Annotated in this window: 13 protein-coding genes; 8 read left to right on the forward strand and 5 right to left on the reverse strand. The window is 74.2% G+C overall.

Annotated features, from left to right (window positions below; translation table 11 throughout):
* Positions 1 to 164: 164 nt before the first annotated feature.
* Positions 165 to 776, forward strand: coding sequence for a sigma-70 family RNA polymerase sigma factor (locus tag A6A06_RS05065; protein WP_073759202.1), 612 nt, complete (start codon positions 165 to 167; stop codon positions 774 to 776).
* Positions 773 to 2,218, forward strand: a complete 1,446-nt coding sequence (locus A6A06_RS05070; RefSeq protein ID WP_073759204.1) for a zf-HC2 domain-containing protein — start codon at positions 773 to 775, stop codon at positions 2,216 to 2,218. The genes A6A06_RS05065 and A6A06_RS05070 overlap by 4 nt, the downstream gene beginning before the upstream one ends.
* 43 nt (positions 2,219 to 2,261) lie before the next feature.
* Here A6A06_RS05070 and purU read toward each other — a convergent pair whose 3' ends face one another.
* Both purU and A6A06_RS05080 read right to left on the reverse strand, forming a co-directional pair.
* Entirely contained in the window at positions 2,262 to 3,134 is an 873-nt protein-coding gene (gene purU / locus A6A06_RS05075; RefSeq protein ID WP_073759206.1) for a formyltetrahydrofolate deformylase, read from the reverse strand.
* Between the two features lie 138 nt (positions 3,135 to 3,272).
* Positions 3,273 to 3,725 (reverse strand): SCO4402 family protein, encoded by a 453-nt coding sequence (locus tag A6A06_RS05080; RefSeq protein ID WP_242440563.1) that lies wholly within the window; start codon positions 3,723 to 3,725, stop codon positions 3,273 to 3,275.
* 180 nt (positions 3,726 to 3,905) lie between these two features.
* Here A6A06_RS05080 and A6A06_RS05085 point away from each other — a divergent pair, with 180 nt between their 5' ends.
* On the forward strand, positions 3,906 to 5,261 hold the full coding sequence (locus A6A06_RS05085) for an ABC transporter substrate-binding protein (RefSeq protein WP_073759210.1): 1,356 nt from the start codon (positions 3,906 to 3,908) through the stop codon (positions 5,259 to 5,261).
* 67 nt (positions 5,262 to 5,328) lie between these two features.
* Here A6A06_RS05085 and A6A06_RS05090 read toward each other — a convergent pair whose 3' ends face one another.
* The 3 genes from A6A06_RS05090 to A6A06_RS05100 all read right to left on the reverse strand — a co-directional run bounded on the left by A6A06_RS05090 (position 5,329) and on the right by A6A06_RS05100 (position 8,979).
* Positions 5,329 to 6,309 carry an ABC transporter substrate-binding protein gene (locus A6A06_RS05090; RefSeq protein ID WP_073759212.1) on the reverse strand — a complete coding sequence of 327 codons (981 nt, stop codon included), beginning with the start codon at positions 6,307 to 6,309 and terminating at the stop codon, positions 5,329 to 5,331.
* An 88-nt stretch (positions 6,310 to 6,397) separates the two neighbouring features.
* Positions 6,398 to 7,819 carry an enterochelin esterase gene (gene fes / locus A6A06_RS05095; RefSeq protein ID WP_079193780.1) on the reverse strand — a complete coding sequence of 474 codons (1,422 nt, stop codon included), beginning with the start codon at positions 7,817 to 7,819 and terminating at the stop codon, positions 6,398 to 6,400.
* On the reverse strand, positions 7,816 to 8,979 hold the full coding sequence (locus A6A06_RS05100) for a nucleotide disphospho-sugar-binding domain-containing protein (protein ID WP_073759214.1): 1,164 nt from the start codon (positions 8,977 to 8,979) through the stop codon (positions 7,816 to 7,818). The genes fes and A6A06_RS05100 overlap by 4 nt, the downstream gene beginning before the upstream one ends.
* Positions 8,980 to 9,134: 155 nt before the next feature.
* Here A6A06_RS05100 and A6A06_RS05105 point away from each other — a divergent pair, with 155 nt between their 5' ends.
* Genes A6A06_RS05105 through A6A06_RS05125 form a run of 5 tightly spaced genes read left to right on the forward strand, consistent with a single transcriptional unit; the run spans position 9,135 to position 16,434 of the window.
* Positions 9,135 to 12,785: an ABC transporter ATP-binding protein gene (locus tag A6A06_RS05105; RefSeq protein ID WP_073759216.1), complete on the forward strand. Its 3,651-nt coding sequence runs from the start codon at positions 9,135 to 9,137 to the stop codon at positions 12,783 to 12,785.
* Between the two features lie 7 nt (positions 12,786 to 12,792).
* Positions 12,793 to 13,860: a glucose-1-phosphate thymidylyltransferase gene (locus A6A06_RS05110; RefSeq protein WP_073759218.1), complete on the forward strand. Its 1,068-nt coding sequence runs from the start codon at positions 12,793 to 12,795 to the stop codon at positions 13,858 to 13,860.
* 53 nt (positions 13,861 to 13,913) lie between these two features.
* Positions 13,914 to 14,921 (forward strand): dTDP-glucose 4,6-dehydratase, encoded by a 1,008-nt coding sequence (gene rfbB, locus A6A06_RS05115; protein WP_073759220.1) that lies wholly within the window; start codon positions 13,914 to 13,916, stop codon positions 14,919 to 14,921.
* Positions 14,918 to 15,805 (forward strand): dTDP-4-dehydrorhamnose reductase, encoded by an 888-nt coding sequence (gene rfbD, locus A6A06_RS05120; RefSeq protein WP_073759222.1) that lies wholly within the window; start codon positions 14,918 to 14,920, stop codon positions 15,803 to 15,805. Before rfbB ends, rfbD begins: the two co-directional genes overlap by 4 nt.
* Positions 15,793 to 16,434, forward strand: coding sequence for a dTDP-4-dehydrorhamnose 3,5-epimerase family protein (locus A6A06_RS05125; protein WP_073759224.1), 642 nt, complete (start codon positions 15,793 to 15,795; stop codon positions 16,432 to 16,434). Before rfbD ends, A6A06_RS05125 begins: the two co-directional genes overlap by 13 nt.
* Positions 16,435 to 16,474: the final 40 nt, after the last annotated feature.

Below are 16,474 nucleotides of genomic sequence, written 5' to 3' on the forward strand. Positions count from 1 at the left end.
GGGCAATAGCACCAAAAGTGACCGCCTCCATACCATCCGTCAGCCACACCAAGGGCGGGTTTGCCGCAAAGAGGCGTCAATGTCGCACCGGCCCACTACATTCGATGGCACGGTGGGGTGCGGGACCGTGCCGGGGCACGGCGGCGGCGAGGAATGGGGGCCGGATGGGACATGACGCACCACCGCGCTGGGACAGGCGGATGCAGCAGCGGCTGGCGCGCGGCGAGGCGGCCGCGCTCGGCGAGCTGTACGACCGGTTCGCTTCGCTTGTGCACAGCCTTGCCCGCCGGGTCCTGGGCAACGAGCGGGCCGCCGACCGCATCACCCGTGAGGTCTTCGGCTACATCTGGGAGAACCCCGACTCCTACGACCCCAAGCAGGGCTCGCTGCGCTCCTGGGTGGCCCAGCTCGCCCACCGCCAGTCCGTGCACCGCCTGCGCCAGTCCGAGGCCGCCTCCGCCGCGAACCGCGGCAAGGACGCCCCCGCGCCCGCCGAGCTGGAGCGCCAGATCCGCGCGGCGTCCACCGCCGCCCGCGCCGACTACATCGTCACGTCCATGCCCGCCCCGCTCCGCGCCGCCCTGGAGCTGGCGTACTTCCAGCGCCGCGACTACCGCCAGACCGCCGCCGACCTGGGCGTCACCGAGGACGAGGCCCGGCGCCGCCTGCGCCTGGGCCTCCAGCTGCTGTCCACCGCGCACAACCACCAGGCGCTGCCGCCCGCCGGACCCGCGGAGTCCCCACCGCGCGGCCCCGGATACGGACGGCCGCTGTGAACGGCCCGGAGGGGTGGGACGACCGGCACGACCCGCAGGATCCCCACGACCCCCGCGATCCCCACGACCCGCGCGGCCAGGGCGGCCCGCACGACGGCGGCCGGCCCCGCATACCGTCCCCGCGCACCGCCGCCGAGGACAACGGGCCGCTGCCCGACGCTCCCCCACCCGTACCGGAAACACCCGTGCCGGAAGCCCCCGCAACCTCACCGGAAACACCCGTACCGGAAGCGCCCGCACGGGAAACACCGGCCCCGGAAGCACCCGCTCCGGAAGCACCGGCACCGCAGCCGCCCGCCCCTGTCCCTGCCCACGTCCCCGCGCCCGCTTCTCCCCCGCCGCACCGCATCCTGAAGTCCCTGCTGGGCGCGTGGGCCCTGGCCGCCTGCTCCCCCGAGGAGACGGCCGCCGTCGAGGAGCACCTCACGGACTGCGCGCCGTGCGCGGACGAGGCACTGCGGCTGCGTGACGCGGTCGGCCTGCTGCACCCGACCGACCCGCTGGACCTCGATCCGCTGCTGCGCTCGCGCGTCCTGGAGGGCTGTCTCGGCCGCCGCCCGGCCCGTATCCCGGTGCCCGCGTGGGCGGCCCCGTACGACGCCGAGGCGGCCAAGCTGGACGCGCTGCTCAGCGACATGGGCGAGGCGGAGTGGCGGACTCCGGTACGGCTGCGCTGGTTCGAGGACGAGCGGCCCGCCGAGCGGCGCACCACCGTCGCCGGGGTCATCGGGCATCTGATGGCCGTGGACGGCCTGGTCGCCGCCGCGCTCGGCCTCGGCGACCCGCTGGGCGCCGCCGCCCCGCCCGGACCGGCCGGGCCCGGTGACCGTACGGAAGCCTGCTGGCAGGCGATGGCGGACGGCCGCGCCCCGCACGCCACCCGCGCGCCGTGGCGCGACCAGAGCCACACCCTGATCCGGACGGTGTCCTTCGCGGGCCGCGGCGTCGCCGAACTGGCCGTGCCCTACGGAGACGTCCGGCTGCCGCTGCGCGACTCCTTCCTGGACCGCGCCTTCGAGTGCTGGGTGCACGCGGGCGACATCGCCGACGCGGTGGACTATCCGTACGAGGCCCCGGCGGCCGGGCATCTGCACCTCATGGTCGACCTGGCGGCCCGGCTGCTGCCCGGCGCGCTGGCCCACCGGCGCCGGGCCGGGCTGGCGGCGCCGCCGCAGCACCTGGTCGAGGCGGGCGCGCCCGGCCGTACGCTCCATCTGGAGGTCGAGGGCTGCGGCGGCGGTCACTGGTACATACCCCTGGACTCGCCGGGCGCCCTCGGCACACCGGACCGCACGGTGGCGCACATCGCGCTGGACAGCATCGAGTTCTGCCAGCTGGCGGCCGGACACGTCCCGCCTGAGGAGGCGGCCGCCGGGCAGTACGGCGAGCGGGACGCGATCCGCGACGTCCTGTTCGCCACGGCTTCGCTGTCGCGCCTGTGAGCGTGCCCGTGCACCCGCCGACGGGTGCACGGGCTTGCGGCCGCTACGCGAAGACGACCGTGCGCGTGCCGTCGAGCAGCACGCGGCGCTCGCTGTGCCACTTCACGGCGCGCGCCAGGGCCTGGCACTCCACGTCCCGGCCGACGGCCACCAGCTGGTCCGGCGTGACGCCGTGGCCGACGCGCTCGACCTCCTGCTCGATGATCGGGCCCTCGTCGAGGTCCGCCGTCACGTAGTGCGCGGTGGCCCCGATGAGCTTCACACCGCGCGCGTGCGCCTGGTGGTAGGGCTTGGCGCCCTTGAAGCTCGGCAGGAAGGAGTGGTGGATGTTGATGATCCGCCCGGACAGCGCCTTGCACAGGTCGTCGGAGAGCACCTGCATGTAGCGGGCGAGCACGACCAGCTCGACGTTCTCCTCGCGCACCAGCTCCAGCAGCCGCGCCTCGGCGGCGGCCTTGGTGTCCCTGGTCACCGGGATGTGGTGGAAGGGGACGTCGTAGGAGCCGGCCAGCTCGGCGAAGTCGGTGTGGTTGGAGACCACGGCCGCGATCTCGACCGGCAGCGCGCCGATGCGGGAGCGGAAGAGCAGGTCGTTGAGGCAGTGCCCGAACTTCGACACCATCAGGACGACGCGCATCTTCTCGTCGGCGCGGTGGATCTGCCAGTCCATCTGGAAGGAGTCGCCGATCGCGGCGAAACTGGCGCGCAGCTTCTCCACGCTGACGGTGGCGTCCGCGCTGAAGTGGACCCGCATGAAGAAGAGCCCGGTGTCGTGGTCCCCGAACTGCTGGCTGTCCTCGATGTTGCAACCGGTCATGAACAGGTAGCTGGACACCGCGTGCACGATGCCCTGCTTGTCCGGGCAGGAGAGGGTGAGGACGTACTGGTCGGGGCTACTGGGCTGCGAGTCGCTCATGACCTCATAGGGTCGCACACTCCCGGCCGTGGTCCGTTCCGCCGGGGTCCGTCCCGCGGCGGAACGCCTCCGGACGCGGACGCGGACGCGGGCGCGGGCGCGGGCAAAACCTTTCGGCGGTACGGGGCCGGGACGCCCTCAGGCCGGGGCGGCGCCCTGGCCGTGTGTCATGACGGCCAGGACTTCGAGCGAGTGCGGGGCCTCGTCCGGGTCCGCGCCGTCCGCCGTCGCCATCCGTACGTGCGCGTCCCGCGCGGCGCGTACCGCCTCCGGCCAGCCGTGGTGCTCCAGGTAGGCGGTCACCGGGGCGTCCGGGCCGACCTGGTGCATGATGCGCAGCACCCGCAGCACGGCGACGTCGACCAGGGACGCCTCCTGGGAGTCGCGGAAGATCGTGCCGACGTACTTCTCGGCGGACCAGTTGTCCAGCCAGGTGTCCTCGACGAGCCGGTAGACGGCGTCGGTGACGTCCCCGTACCCCGGGAGGCCGGCCAGCCAGGTCTCCCGCTGGAAGACGGGGTCGGAGAGCATGTGCAGCGCGGAGCGCACATTGCTGCGCCAGCGCCACCACGGCATGTCGTTGAGCGGCATGGCGCCCATGGTGGTCGAGCGACGGCCGCGACGGGAAGACTTCTCCGAACCTTGCACAGTATTCGATCGTACGTTCTCGACGGATGATCACTGGCGGCCCCCCGGAGTTCACCCCGCTGTCACCACTCGTTGCCCCGGCGTCACTCACGCGTTCCGGGCCGGGCGGAATGCTCCGTGCACATGACCGGACGGCGACGCCCCTCCCCCCGCCCCTTCCCCCGCGCCTTCGCAGCCGTCACGGCTGCCACGGCCTGCACGGCGGCCCTCGCGTCACTGCTCTCGGCCTGCGGCTCCCTCCCCGGCGCCCCCGGAGGCTCCGGGGAGAAGGAGCCGCTCACGGTGATGACCTGGGCGCCGGTGGGCACCAGGGCCACCAACATGCCGGGGATGCCCGCCATGGCGCAGGCGTACGCGCGCTGGGTCAACGCCCGGGGCGGCATCGACGGCCATCCGCTGAAGGTCATGACGTGCAACGACCACAACGACTCGGTGGCCGCCGCGCGCTGCGCCCAGCGCGCGGCCGACGCCGGGGCGGTCGCGGTCGTCGGCTCGTACAGCCAGTTCGGCCGTTCGTTCATCTCGCCGCTGGAGCGGAACGGCATCCCCTACATCGGCGGTTACGGCGCCTCCGACGAGGAGTTCGCCAGTCCGTTGTCGTACCCGGTCAACGGCGGGCAGGCGTCCCTCCTGGCCGGCAACGGCCGCCAGCTGGCGAGCGTCTGCGAACGGGTCTCCCTGGTGCGCCCGGACACCATCCAGGGCGACCGGATGCCGGCCCTCCTCAGCGCGGGCCTGACCGACGGCAGCCGCAGCGCCGCCCGGGACGTCCGTGCACCCGAGGACGGCACCGACTACGACGACGCGGCCCGGCGCGCGCTGGACGGTGTGGGCGCCTCGTCGGCAGGACCGGCCGGGACAGGGCCGGCGGGCGCCGCGAAGGGGGCGGGCGGCTGCGTGACGGCCGCCCTCGGCGAGCGCACCGACACGTTCTTCGACTCCTTCCGCCGCCTCCAGCCCGACGGTTCGAAGGTCCGTATCGCCTCGGTGCTGGGCAGCGTCGGGCAGGCACTGGTGGACCGTACGGGCGGCCGGGCCGGGCCGCTGGAGGGCGCGTACCTGACCGGCTGGTACCCCGTCGCGAGCGACCCGCGCTGGAATCCGATGCGCAAGGTCATCCGCGACCACGCCTTCGGCGACAACCGCATCGACCCGGCCGACCCCGGTGTGCAGACGACGTGGATCGCCTACACGGTGCTGCGCGCGGTCGTAGAGCAGCTCGGCGAGGAGGGCGTCGGGGACGTCACGGCCCACTCCGTGCAGCAGGCGCTGGACCGCGGGGAGCGAGCCGTGGACACGGGCGGACTGACGCCGAAACTGCGCTGGCGCTCCGACGACATGCTCGCGGTGCAGGACTTCCCGCGCACCGTGAACGGCCTGGTGACCTACCAGGCCGTACGGGAAGGACAGTTGGTGGCGGCGAAGGAGGGCTTCGTGAACGTCACGGGGACGCTGGAGAGGCCGCGGGCGGACAGCTGAGGACGCCCGCGGCGGTTGCCCGTGCCGCCTGTGCCGTCCGTGCCGTCCGCCCGGCGCCGCCCCTCGCTCAGCTCTTCTTCGCGAGCGCCTTCTCGACGTCCGTGAGGACGTCCTGCGCGGCGAGCGGACCGCCCGAGCTGTTCCACGCCGAGCCGTCGATCACCACGACGTGGTGCTTCTCGACCGCCTTGAGCTTGCCGAAGTTCGGTACGGCGGTGGCCTCCTTGAGGCCCTTCTCCCCCGCGGCCCGGTCGCCGAGCGCGCCGAGGAAGAGCCAGTCGCCGTCGATGGTGTCCAGGCGCTCCAGGCTCACCGGCTCGCTGTGGCCGGTGCTCTCGCCCTGCTGCCCCTGCGGGCGCGCGAGGCCGAGCGCGGCGAGGGTGTCGCCGACGTGGCCCTTGCCCTTGCCGACGACCGAGGGGGCGCCGTTCTGCCAGCGGATGACGCTGGTGACGGCCCCGGCGTTGGCCCCGAGCTCGCCCTTCACCGTCTTGAGGCGGGTGTCGAAGGAGGCGAGCCACTTCTGGCCGTCGGCCTTCTTGCCGAGCGCGTCGGCGGTCGCGGTGAAGGCGTCCCGCCAGGGGGCGTTCAGTTTGGCGGTGAGGACGGTGGGGGCGATCCGGCTGAGCTTGTCCTGTACGCGCTTGGCACCGACCGTCTCGTCGAGCAGGATCAGGTCCGGCCGCAGGGCGGCGAGCTTGTCCAGGTCGGGTTCGGCGACATTGGCGACGATCTCGGCGGACTTGGCCTTCGGGGCGAGGTAGCCGGCCATGCCGGACTGGCCGCGGCCGCTGGTGGCGCCGATCGGGTCGGTGCCCAGGGCGAGCGCGGCGTCGAGGGTCGGCTCGCTGAGCGTGACCACCTTCTTGGGGGCGGCGGGCACCTCCACCTTCTTGCCGTTGGCGTCGGTGACGGTACGGGTGCCGGAGCCGCCCTTCTTGCCGTCGGCGCCGTCCTTGCCGCCGGAGTCGCCGTCCCCGCAGCCGGTGAGGGTCAGGGCGCCTGCCAGGGCGACGGTGAGCAGGGCGGCGGGTCGGCGGAAACGCATCGGAGGTGCTCCTTGTGTGTGCGGAAGAGGTGGGGCGGCGGGTGCCGGTGGCCGGGGTGGTGCCGGCGGCCGGGGCGGTGCCGGTGCTTCAGGAAGCCGGTGGTGTTCCCGGGCCGAGGAGGGTGATCAGTCCCTGGGCGAGGGCGACGGTCCAGCAGACGTAGTCGTGTCCGCCGTTGAAGTCGGTGCCGGTGACGGGGTGGCCGCCGTCGCGGAGCACCTGGCGCAGGTCCCGGGTCTGTTCGAGCATGCCCCACTCGTGCAGGCCGACGTCCAGGTGCAGCCGCAGGCCGCGCGGTGCCCCTTCGGCGTACCGCCGGGTGATCCACGCCGTCTCCGCGGACGGCTCGCCCGGGGGCTGCCACCACATGGAGGGGGACTGGGCCAGGACGTTGCCGAACCGGTCCGGCGCGGCGTACCCGGCGTACAGGGCGGCGAGTCCGCCCAGGCTCTGCCCGGCGACGACGGTGCGGGCCGGGTCCGTTGCGACCGGCAGGTGTGCGGCAGCCCAGGGCAGCAGTTCCCCGGCGAGGAAGGCGGCGTACTCCGGGTGGCCGCCCATCTCCCGGGCGCGCGTGGCGTTGTCGACGGCGTGCGGGGCGAGCACCGTCAGCGGCGGGATAGCGCCGTCGGCGATGAGGCCGTCGAGTACGTCCTCCAGGTGCAGCTGGCCGAACCACATGTCGCCGTCGAGCAGGACGAGGGTGTCGGTGTGCGGCCGGGCGCGGTCCGTGGCGGGGCCGGCCGGTGGCTCGTACACCCAGACCTCGCGTTGCGAGCCGAGGGCGGCGCTGACGACCTGGTCGCGCCGTACCGTGCCGCGCGGGGCTCCGGAGTGCGCGGGGTGGGTCCAGGGGCGCGCCGGGGCGTCCGGGAGTTCGAAGACGGAGCTGGGCGGGCCGTGCCAGCGGGTGGCGACGGTACGGGGGTTGAGGGGGTCGCCGACGCCGGTGGCGGACAGCGCGCCGAGGTCGCCCGCAGGGTGGTCCCCGGTGTCGGGGGCGATGCGGTACGAGCCGCGGTGGTCGACGCGCAGCCGGTAGGTCAGGTGCCACACGTCCGTGCCGGGCAGTCGGCGCATCAGGCTGGAGGCGAGGTCGGCGCGGTCCATCAGCCGGTTGACCATCAGCAGGACCTGGCGGGTCGCGGGGTCGCCGCGCCAGAGGAAGGTGACCCCGCGGTGGTCCGGGTCGCCGTCGAGCGGTTCGACCAGCGGGGTGCCGGTTTCCGCCGCCTCGGCCCAGAACCGGGCCAGCAGTCCGGCGCGCGCGTCCGCGGGCCCGGCCGCGGCGAGCTCGGCGGCCAGGCGCGTCAGCCGTGGGCTGTCCGCCGTTTCGGCCGGGTGGGGCCGGGGGAGGCCGGGCGGTTTCACGGGGGCTTTCAGGGCGGGGTCCTTCAGAGCGGGGTCCTTAAAGGAGGGGGCCTTGAAGGAGGGGCCCTCAAGGTCGGGGACCTTCCGGCCGGGGGCCGTCCGGGCACCGGCCGGTGTGCTGTCGTCCGCGTGGTTCATCTGTTCGCTCCGTGGGAGAGGGCCAGTTCGACCAGCCGGGGTACGGCGTCGGCGGGGCTGGGCATCGCGGCCATCTCCTCGGCCGTCTCGCGGGCGGCGGTGGCCAGCGTCTCGTCCTCCAGGAGCCGCCGGACCAGCTCGCGCCCGGGGCGGCCGGGTCCCGCGAGGGCGGCCGGGTCCTGCGGCACCAGGCCGCAGCCGCGTGCCCGGACCGCCGCCGCGTTGGCCGGGCGGTCGGCGCCCTCGCCGAGGACGAGTTGCGGCAGGCCGGAGTCCAGGGCGGTCAAAGTGGTTCCGGCGCCGCCGTGGTGGATGGTGGCGTCGCTGCCGGCGAGCAGCGCGCCCAGGGGCGTCCACTCCACGGGGCGGACGTTCTCGGGGAGCGGGCCGAGCGCCGACAGGTCGGCGCCGCCGAGCGCGAGGACGAATTCGGCGTCGGTCTGACGGGCGGCGTCGATGACCCACTCGATGGGCGAGACGCCGTCCACGACCGGGCGGACGGTGCCGAGGGTGACGGCGATCCGGGGGCGCTTGCGCTCTTCGAAGAGCCAGCGGGGCAGTGTGCCGCCGCCGTTGTACGGGACGTAGCGCAGGTAGCGGCGGTGCGGCTCGGCGGTGACGCTCATGCCGGGCGGGGTGACGTCGAGCCAGGAGGCGACCGGTGCCGGTCCGTCGAGGCCGTGGCGGGCGTACCCGTCGGCCAGGGCGTCGTTCATCATCGCGACGTGCCGGCCGGTGTGGCCGAATCCGACCGCGTGCACGACCGAGGGGATGCCGAGCGCGGCGGCGACGAGCTGGCCGACGACGCCGTTGGGGGTGTGCACGACGAGGTCGGGCCGCCAGTCGCGGGCGACGTCGGCCATGGTGTCCGCCATCTCGTCGCTGAAGAAGGAGAATCCCTTGCCCTTGGGGGCGGTGCGCTTCTCGCCCGGGGCCGGGGGCTTGCCCTGGCGGCTCTTCTCCATGGCGGCGTACAGGGCGTCGGGGTCGATGCCGGGCGCGCAGTCGACGGCCGGGAGCCCGGCCGCGACGGTGTGGCCGACGGCTCGTCCGCAGGTGGCGACGAGGACATCGTGGCCCGCGGCGCGGAACGCCTGGGCCAGCGGCACCATCGGGTAGAGCAGCCCGAAGAAGGGGGGCCCGGCGAACAGGACACGCATCGACAACCTGCTTTCTTTCCCGACGGTCCGTCAAGACGGTTTCGGGTCACGGGTGGTGCGGCGGGACGGCGGAGACGGGCGGGTCGCACGTGATGTGCGCCAGGTCACACACCCCGGATGACCACCCGGCACTTAGGCAAGCCTAAGCTAACCACGTGCTCAGCAGCTCAACAACGTCCCCCGGCTGGATACGCAGGCTCGGTGCCGCGTGCCGGCACCACCCCCGACTCCTCTTCGCGGTCGCCGTGAGTTCCGTGTTCGGCACGGGACTTGAGGCGGTCGGCCCGCTCCTGGCCCGGCTCGGCGTCGACGACGCCGTGGCCGGCCACACCGGCCGCATCGGCTGGCTCGCCGCCGCGATGGCCGGTCTGGCGCTGGTCCAGTTCGGCGCCGAGTTCACCCGCCGGTACGCCGCCGGAAAACTCGCCCTCGGTGTCCAGCACCGGCTGCGTACCCAGGTGTTCGACTCCCTCCAGCGCCTGGACGGCGTCAAACAGGACGCGCTGCGCACCGGCCAGGTCGTCTCCCGCGCCAACAGCGACCTGACACAGGTCCAGATCATGCTCGGGATGCTGCCCATCCCGCTCGGCACCTCGGCCCTCTTCCTCGTCGCCGTCGGCGCGATGCTGTGGCTGTGCGCCCCGCTCGCCCTGGTCGCGCTGACCGTGGTGCCCCTCACCGCCTGGGCCGCCGCCCGCAGCCGGGCCCGGCTCGTGCCCGCCACCCGCGCGGCGCAGGCCGGCGCCGCGCAGGTCGCCGAGCAGGTCGAGGAGGCCGTCACCGGCGTACGGGTGGTCAAGGGCTTCGGCCAGGAGGACCGCGAGACCGACCGGCTGGCGCGCGCCGCCCGCGGCCTGTTCGGGCGGCGGATGCGCGTGGCGCGCATCCAGGCCGGTGCCACCGCCACCCTCTCGGCACTGCCCGCCCTCGGCCAGGTCGGCGTGCTCGCCCTCGGCGGCTGGCTGGCGCTGCGCGGCACCATCGGGCTGGGCACCTTCCTCGCCTTCGCCGCCTACATGGCGCTGCTGGCCGGCCCCGCCCGGCTGTTCGCGAGTTTCCTGGTCACCGCCCAGCAGGCACGCGCCGCCGCCGAACGCGTCAACGAACTCATCGACGCCCGGCCCGACATCACCGACCCCGCCGACCCGGTCGCCCTGCCCGCCGGTCCGATCGGCCTGGAACTGCACGACGTGCGTTTCGGGTACGCACCCAGCGACCCGGTGCTCGACGGCGCGTCCCTGACCGTACGGCCCGGCGAGACGCTCGCCCTGGTCGGCCCGTCCGGCTCCGGCAAGTCCACCGTCTCCCTGCTGCTCCCCCGCTTCTACGACCCGCAGGACGGCTCCGTACGCGTCGGCCCGCCCGGCGCGGCCACCGACGTCCGCGAACTGTCGCTCGCCGACCTGCGCTCCACCATCGGCGTCGTCTTCGAAGAGCCGTTCCTGTTCTCCTGCTCCGTCCGCGACAACATCGCCTACGGACGCCCGGACGCCACCGACGAGCAGGTCAGGGCCGCCGCCGAGGCCGCCGAGGCGCACGGTTTCATCGCCGCGCTGCCCGACGGCTACGCCACCGAGGTCGGCGAGCGCGGCCTGACGCTCTCCGGCGGCCAGCGGCAGCGCGTGGTGCTGGCCCGCGCCCTGCTGGCCGACCCGCGCGTCCTGGTCCTGGACGACGCGACCTCCGCCGTGGACGCCGCCACCGAGGCCGCCATCCACCACACCCTGCGCGCCGTCACCGGCGACCGCACGACCCTGCTGATCGCGCACCGCCGCTCCACCCTCCAGCTCGCCGACCGCATCGCCGTCCTGGACGAGGGCCGCGTGGTGGACACCGGCACCCAGGAGGAACTGGCCGAGCGCTGCGCCCTGTTCCGCGAACTCCTGGCCGGGCCCGGCGACTCCCTCGATGTCCGCGTCACCACCGACCCGCACACCACGGACCGGGGCGTCACCCCGGATCTCTGGCCCGAACCCCCCGCCGACACGGCCCCGGACACGGCGCAGGAGACCGCCGAGGACCCGCGCCTGGACGAGGCCCGGCTGCGCGCCCCCGACCCCGACGCGCGCTTCCGGCGGCTGCTGGCGCCCGTCCGCGCCGCCCTGCTGCTCGGCCTGCTCCTCGTCGTCGCCGACTCCCTCGCCTCCCTCGCGCTGCCCCTCCTGGTCCGGCACGGCCTGGACGCCGGAGTCGGCGCCGGTGACGGCGGCGCGCTCGCCGTCACCGTCCTGATCGCGCTGCTCGTCGTCGCGGCCGGCTGGGGCGTGCTCACCCTCCAGGCGCGCATCACCCGGCGGGCCGGCGAACGGGTGCTGTACGGGCTGCGGGTGAAGACCTTCGCCCACCTCCAGCGGCTGGGCCTGGACTTCTACGAGCGCGAACGCGGCGGCCAGATCATGACCTCCATGGTCAACGACATCGACGCGCTCTCCGCCTTCCTCCAGACCCACCTGCTGACCTCCGTCGCCGCCCTGGCCACCCTGTGCGGCGCCGTGGTGGCGATGCTCGCCGTCGACCTGCCGCTGGCCCTGACGGCGCTCGCCCTCGTCCCGCTGATCGCCGTCGCCACCGCCGTCTTCTGGCGGCTGTCCTCCGCGGCGTACACCGATGCCCGCAAGCGCGTCGGCGAGGTCAACTCCAGCCTCCAGGAGAACGTCTCGGGGCTGCGCGTCGCCCAGTCCCAGAGCCGCGAGGGCAAGACCGCCGAGGCGTTCGGCAAGCTCTCCGAGAGCTACCGCGCCGCCCGGCTGCGCGCCCAGCGCTACGCCGCCGTGTACTTCCCGTGCGTCAACCTCACCGCCGAACTCGCCAAGGCCACCGTCCTGCTGTTCGGCGCGTACCGGGTCGCGGACGGCGGTCTCAGCCCCGGTGTCCTGGTCGCCTTCACGCTCTTCCTCGGCATGTTCTTCTCGCCCATCCAGCAGCTCTCGCTCGCCTTCGACAGCTACCAGCAGGCGTCCGTCGGCCTGCGCCGCACCCTGGAGCTGCTGCGCGTCGTGCCCTCCGTACGGCCCGCCGCCGACCCCGTACCCGTACCGGAACGGCTGCGCGGACCGATCGAGCTCCGCGAGGTCACCCTGCGCTACCCGGGCGCCGGGCAGCCGTCGCTGGACGCGGTCAGCCTGCGCATCGAGCCCGGCGAGACGGTCGCGCTCGTCGGCGCGACCGGCGCCGGCAAGTCCACCGTCGTCAAGCTGCTCGCCCGCTTCCACGACGCCACCGAAGGGCAGGTCCTGGCGGACGGCGTGGACGTCCGCACCTACGACCCGCCGGCCTACCGGCGGCTGCTGGGCGTCGTCCCCCAGGAAGCCCACCTGTTCACCGGCGACATCGCCGACAACGTCCGCTACGGGCGGCCCGAGGCCACCGACCAGGAGGTCGAAGCAGCCGTGCGCGCCGTGGGCGCGTTGCCCGCGGTGGCCGCCCAGCCGTACGGCTTCCGCCAGCCCGTCGGCGAGCGCGGGCAGCGCCTGTCCGCCGGTCAGCGCCAGCTCGTCGCGCTGGCCCGCGCCCACCTCGTCGACCCCGGACTGCTGCTGCTGGACGAGGCGACCGCCGCCCTCGACCCGGCCACCGAACGCACCGTGCTCGACGCCGGGGACCGCCTGGCCTCCGGCCGCACCACCGTCCTGGTCGCCCACCGTCTGGCCACCGCCGCACGGGCCGACCGGATCGTCGTCCTGGACGCCGGACGGATCGTCGAAGAGGGCTCCCACCAGCAGCTCCTCGACGCCGACGGCGCGTACGCCCGGCTGTGGCACCACCACTCCGCCGCCGCCGAACCCGCCCCCCTCACCCAAGGATGACCCGCTCATGAAGGCACTTGTCCTCTCCGGAGGCACCGGCAGCAGACTGCGGCCCATCACCCACACCGCCGCCAAGCAGCTCGTCCCCGTCGCCAACAAGCCGGTGCTCTTCTACGGCATCGAGTCCCTGGTCGCCGCGGGCGTCACCGACATCGGCATCATCGTCGGGGACACCGCGGCGGAGATCCGCGCGGCCGTGGGCGACGGCTCCCGCTTCGGGGCCCGCGTCACCTACCTGCCCCAGGAGAGCCCCCTCGGCCTGGCGCACGCCGTCCTCATCGCCCGCGACTGGCTCGGCGACGACGACTTCGTGATGTACCTGGGCGACAACTTCGTGGTCGGCGGGATCACCGAACTCGTCGACGAGTTCCGGCAGTCCCGCCCCGACGCCCGCATCCTGCTGACCAAGGTCCCCGACCCCAGCGCCTTCGGCGTCGCCGAACTCAGTTCCGAGGGCCGCGTCGTGCGCCTGGAGGAGAAGCCGAGCGCCCCGCGCAGCGATCTGGCCCTGGTCGGCGTCTACCTCTTCACGCCCGGCGTGCACGACGCCGTACGGGCCATCGAGCCCTCGGCGCGCGGCGAACTGGAGATCACCGACGCCCTCCAGTGGCTGGTCGACGCGGGCCGCACCGTGCAGTCCACGGTCATCTCCGGCTACTGGAAGGACACCGGCAACGCCACCGACATGCTGGAGGTGAACCGCACCGTGCTGGAGGCCCTGCCGCCCGCCGTCCTCGGCGACGTGGACGGCGACAGCGAGCTGATCGGCCGGGTCCGCATCGAGGCCGGGGCCAGCGTCGTACGGTCCCGGATCGTGGGCCCCGCGGTCATCGGCGCGGGCAGCGTCGTCCGCGACTCCTACATCGGCCCGTCCACCTCCGTCGCCGACGGCTGCCTGATCAGCGGCAGTGAGGTGGAGTTCTCCATCGTCCTGGACGACTCCCGCATCGAGAACGCCGGCCGGATCGAGGGCTCGCTCATCGGCCGCATGGTCCGCATGAGCGGCGCCGCCCGCGCGCCCCGCGCCCACCGCCTGGTGCTCGGCGACCACAGCCAGGTGCAGATAGCGCCCTGAGGCCCGGCCCGCGCGCCTCCCCGTCCCCCTTTTCCCCTTCTTGGACTGACGCCTTGAGAATCCTCGTCACCGGCGGTGCCGGCTTCATCGGCTCCCACTTCGTCCGCACCCTGCTCGCCCCGGAAGGCCCCGGCGGCGGACCGCACGTCGTCACCGTTCTGGACGCGCTGACCTACGCGGGGGACCGCGCCAACCTCCAGTCCGTGCAGAGCGATCCGCGGTTCACCTTCGTGCACGGCGACATCCGTGACCAGCCGCTGGTGGACGACCTGCTGGCCGATCACGACGCGGTGGTGCACTTCGCCGCCGAGTCGCACGTGGACCGTTCCATCGCGGGCGGCACCGACTTCGCGTCCACCAACGTCCTGGGCACCCAGGTCCTCCTGGAGTCCGCGGTGCGCCACCGCGTCGCCCGCTTCGTGCACGTCTCCACCGACGAGGTGTACGGCTCGATCCCGGACGGCTCCTGGACCGAGGGCGAGCCGCTGGCCCCCAACTCCCCGTACTCCGCCTCCAAGGCCGGCTCCGACCTCCTGGCACTGGCCCACCACCGCACCCACGGCCTGGACGTGTCGGTGACCCGCTGCTCCAACAACTACGGGCCCTACCAGCACCCCGAGAAGGTCATCCCGCTGTTCGTCGGCCGGCTGCTGGCGGGCGGGCGCGTCCCGCTGTACGGCGACGGGCTCAACGTCCGCGACTGGCTGCACGTCGACGACCACTGCCGGGCCCTGCGCCTGGTCCTGGAGGGCGGCCGCCCCGGCGAGGTCTACAACATCGGCGGCGGCACCGAACTCAGCAACAAGGAACTCACCGAACGCCTCCTCGCCGCCTGCGACGCCGACTGGGACCGCGTCGACCACGTCACCGACCGCAAGGGCCACGACCGGCGCTACTCCGTGGACTGGACCAAGATCCGCGACGAACTCGGCTACGTACCGCGGCACTCCTTCGACGACGGGCTCGCCGAAACCGTCGCCTGGTACCGCGACCACCCCGACCGGTGGGCGCCCCCGGCCGCCGACGCGCAGGCACCCGCGCTGGGCGGTGCCGCCCGGTGAACCGCTGGCTGATCACCGGCGCGAGCGGCATGCTCGGCCGCGAGGTGGGCCGCCTGCTGGCCGCCGAGGGCGAATGCGCCCTCCCCCTGGACCGCGCGTCCCTCGACCTCACCGACACCCGCGCCGTGGAGGCCGCCCTGCTGCGCGTCCGCCCGGCCGTCGTCGTCAACTGCGCCGCCTACACGGACGTCGACGGTGCCGAGAGCCACGAGGAGCAGGCCCGGCGCATCAACGCCGACGCGGTACACGGACTGGCCCGCGCCTGCGCCCGCAGCGGCGCCCGGCTGCTCCACCTGTCCACCGACTACGTCTTCGCGGGCGACGCCACCACCCCGTACACGGAAGGCGCGCCGACCGGCCCGCACACCGCCTACGGCCGCAGCAAACTCGCCGGCGAACAGGCCGTCCTCGCCGAACTGCCGCACACCGGCACCGTCGTACGCACCGCCTGGCTGTACGGCGCCCACGGCCGCAACTTCGTCCGGACCATGGCCGGACGCGCCGCACGCGGCGCCACCGTGAACGTCGTCGACGACCAGTCGGGCCAGCCCACCCCGGCCCGCGACGTCGCCGGACGGCTGCTCGCCCTGGGCCGCGGGCCCGCCCGGCCCGGCGTCTTCCACGCCACCACCGGCGGGCTGACCACCTGGTACGGCCTGGCCCGCGAGGTCTACCGGCTGGCGGGCGCCGACCCGGACCTCGTCCGGCCCACCGACAGCACCACCCTGGACCGCCCCGCCCGCCGCCCCGCCTGGAGCGTGCTGGGCCACGACCGCTGGGCCGCCGCCGGGCTGCCCGCGCCCCGGCACTGGCGCGACGCCCTCGCCGCCGAATACGCCGCGGTGACCGCGACACTGGAAGGAGCCGCCTCATGCGCCCGCTGAGCATCGAAGGAGCCTGGGTCCGCGAACCGCTCGTCCACCGGGACGACCGGGGCTCCTTCCACGAGTGGTTCACCCAGCCGGAGTTCACCGGCGCCACCGGACGCGCCCCCGTGCTGGCCCAGGCCAACTGCTCCGTCTCCCGCCGCGGCGTGCTGCGCGGCGTGCACTTCAGCGAGGTGCCGCCCGGCCAGGCCAAGTACGTCACCTGCGTGCGCGGCGCCGTACTCGACGTGGTGGTGGACCTGCGGACCGGCTCCCCCACCTACCGCGCGTGGGAAGCCGTCCCGCTGGACGAGGACGGGCTGAGCGCGGTGTACCTCTCCGAAGGGCTCGGCCACGCCTTCATGGCCCTGACCGACGACGCCACCGTGGTCTACCTGTGCTCCACCGGCTACCAGCCGCGCCGCGAACACGGCGTCCACCCGCTTGACCCGGCCCTGGGCATCGCCTGGCCGGCCGGTATCACCCCGCTGCTGTCCGGCAAGGACGCCGACGCGCCCACCCTGGAGGAGGCCGAGCGGCTGGGCCTGCTGCCCTCGTACGAGGAGTGCGTACGCCACCGGGCCGCCGGCCTGACCGCGGACCGGGCCGCCGACCGGGCCGCCGACCGGGAAGGCAGCGCCGCGTGACGACGACCGCGACCGCGGCGCGCACCGGCCCACCCGCACC

Source organism: Streptomyces sp. CB02923 (genome assembly GCF_001905005.1).
Taxonomy (GTDB): Bacteria; Actinomycetota; Actinomycetes; order Streptomycetales; family Streptomycetaceae; genus Streptomyces.